Annotated in this window: 4 protein-coding genes; 2 read left to right on the forward strand and 2 right to left on the reverse strand. The window is 60.4% G+C overall.

The annotated features are described in order from the left end of the window. The first annotated feature begins 98 nt into the window (after positions 1–98). Together coaD and D8U18_RS28160 are read left to right on the forward strand one after the other, a co-directional pair. A complete protein-coding gene (gene coaD, locus D8U18_RS28155; RefSeq protein ID WP_007975368.1) occupies positions 99–578 on the forward strand; it encodes a pantetheine-phosphate adenylyltransferase in 480 nt (159 codons plus the stop codon). A 123-nt stretch (positions 579–701) separates the two neighbouring features. Then, positions 702–953: a YfhL family 4Fe-4S dicluster ferredoxin gene (locus D8U18_RS28160; RefSeq protein WP_003195146.1), complete on the forward strand. Its 252-nt coding sequence runs from the start codon at positions 702–704 to the stop codon at positions 951–953. A 101-nt stretch (positions 954–1,054) separates the two neighbouring features. On the opposite strand, the gene D8U18_RS28165 is transcribed toward D8U18_RS28160, so the two are convergent. Continuing rightward, a complete protein-coding gene (locus tag D8U18_RS28165; RefSeq protein WP_056854005.1) occupies positions 1,055–1,375 on the reverse strand; it encodes a hypothetical protein in 321 nt (106 codons plus the stop codon). A 53-nt stretch (positions 1,376–1,428) separates the two neighbouring features. After that, positions 1,429–1,796 (reverse strand): zinc finger domain-containing protein (locus D8U18_RS28170; protein WP_277752501.1); only part of this gene is annotated, 368 nt, incomplete at its 5' end.

Here is a 1,796-nt window from a genome sequence, read left to right on the forward strand (position 1 = left end):
ATCGTCTATAGTGCTTTCTTACCCAACAGGCGACTTGGCCGACCGGGAAGGCTGCGATACCATCCGACTCCCCAACGCACTCCCGCCAGGACGACGCGATGAACCGAGTGTTGTACCCAGGTACCTTCGACCCTATTACCAAGGGCCATGGCGATCTGGTCGAACGCGCCTCGCGCCTGTTCGATCACGTGATCATTGCTGTCGCCGCCAGCCCGAAGAAAAACCCGCTGTTTCCCCTGGAACAGCGCGTGGAGCTGGCCCGCGAGGTCACCAAGCATTTGCCGAACGTTGAAGTCGTCGGCTTCTCGACCCTGTTGGCGCATTTCGCCAAAGAGCAGAACGCCAATGTGTTCCTGCGTGGTTTGCGCGCGGTGTCGGACTTCGAATACGAGTTCCAGCTGGCCAACATGAACCGCCAGTTGGCCCCGGATGTGGAAAGCCTGTTTCTTACCCCTTCCGAGCGCTATTCGTTCATTTCCTCGACACTGGTCCGTGAAATCGCTGCCTTGGGCGGCGATATCACCAAATTCGTCCACCCGGCAGTGGCGGATGCACTGACCGAGCGCTTCAAGAAGTAGGAGCTGCCGCGGGCTGCGATCTTTTGCACTTGATCGCGCTTGCGTGCACTGCGCACGCCAATGCGGCACAATTACGCGCATTGATTTATTGCGCCCGGGCTTGCCGCCCCGGCTGGAGTTAGCATGTCCCTGATCATCACCGACGATTGCATCAATTGCGACGTCTGCGAACCCGAGTGTCCGAACGCCGCCATTTCCCAGGGCGAAGAGATCTACGTGATCGACCCGAACCTGTGCACCCAGTGTGTCGGCCACTACGACGAACCACAGTGCCAGCAGGTTTGCCCGGTGGATTGCATCCCGCTGGACGAAGCGCATCCGGAGACTGAAGAGCAGTTGATGGAGAAGTACCGCAAGATTACCGGCAAGGCTTGAGACATTTGGCGTCTTTCAGGACGCCTTCGCGGGCAAGCCTCGCTCCTACAGTCGTGTGATCGTTGTAGGAGCGAGGCTTGCCCGCGAAACTTTTCAGGGCCTCACTCCTGCCGCTCAAACCCTTCCCCGATACACCCCAGGCACCGCACGAACGCCGCTTTCGCCGGGTCCACCACCAACGCCTGCCCCGCATCGCCCACTCCGCCGCCCAATGCGGTAAATGGTAGCGACACCACAAACACGCCGGCGCCGATCACTGTGGCGGCGACCAGTAAAGGCCGGGCAATCAACAGGTCGCCAATCATCGCGTATGCCGGTGGGTTCTGGATGGTGTAGAGCGGATCCCCGCTGCCGCTGCTGGCACCGGCTGATGCAACGAAGCTCAGCATCGACGCGACGGCAAGGGTTCGAAACAGGTTCATGGCTCGGTCCTTCGGCTAGACAGTCGGAACACTGACTATAGACCGTAAGGCATTCAGCTCTGGCAGCGTGGGCAAAAGACGCTGGCGCGCTGCCCGAGTTTCACTTCCCGCAACTGCGTACCACAGACCTTGCAGGGCTCGGCGCCACGACCGTAGACAAACAATTCCTGCTGGAAATACCCCGGCTGGCCGTCACCGCCAATAAAGTCCCGCAACGTAGTGCCGCCGCGCTCGATGGCGGCGGCGAGAATGCGTTTGATCTCGATGGCCAGTTTCAGATAACGCGCCCGGGAAATGCCTTTGGCTTCGCGACGGGGGTCGATCCCGGCGGCGAACAAGGCTTCGGTCGCATAGATGTTGCCGACGCCGACCACCACCGCGTTGTCCATGATGAACGGCTTGACCGCCATCGAACGGCCAC

The sequence above is a fragment of the Pseudomonas sp. Sample_10 genome (assembly GCF_004321495.1).
In the GTDB taxonomy this organism is placed as follows: domain Bacteria; phylum Pseudomonadota; class Gammaproteobacteria; order Pseudomonadales; family Pseudomonadaceae; genus Aquipseudomonas.

Coding starts and splice junctions, on each gene's coding strand:
- D8U18_RS28160 (WP_003195146.1), top strand. CDS start 702: ATGTCCCTGATCATCACCGACGATTGCATCAATTGCGACGTCTGCGAA.
- coaD (WP_007975368.1), top strand. CDS start 99: ATGAACCGAGTGTTGTACCCAGGTACCTTCGACCCTATTACCAAGGGC.
- D8U18_RS28165 (WP_056854005.1), bottom strand. CDS start 1,375: ATGAACCTGTTTCGAACCCTTGCCGTCGCGTCGATGCTGAGCTTCGTT.